Here is a 305-nt window from a genome sequence, read left to right on the forward strand (position 1 = left end):
GCACGACGATGATCTTCATGGCCGGGTTCTGGGCCCGCATTGACCGATCAGCTTGGTGAACGCGGTCAGCTTGTCCTGCAGCGGGATGTAGCCGCCCCATATGTCATTGGTGCCGAGGTGCATGAGGACGAGGTCCGGCTGGGAGGTAGCCAGCCACGGCGGCAACTGGTCATTGTTTGCGATCCCCGGGGCCGAGTACCCGCCGTGTCCCTCGTGGTCGAAGTCGTAGCAGTAGCCGGGGTTGCAACCGCCGCCGTCCGACTGGGTGCCGACGAAGTCGATGTTGGTGTAGCCGGAGGTCTGCA

1 protein-coding gene is annotated in these 305 nt (G+C 63.9%); it reads right to left on the minus strand.

The window, feature by feature from the left end:
* Nucleotides 1-15: 15 nt before the first annotated feature.
* Nucleotides 16-305 (minus strand): cellulose-binding protein (locus IH26_RS61850; protein WP_030443836.1); only part of this gene is annotated, 290 nt, incomplete at its 5' end.

It is taken from the genome of Actinoplanes subtropicus (assembly GCF_000721705.1).
GTDB classification, from domain to species: Bacteria; Actinomycetota; Actinomycetes; order Mycobacteriales; family Micromonosporaceae; genus Actinoplanes; species Actinoplanes subtropicus.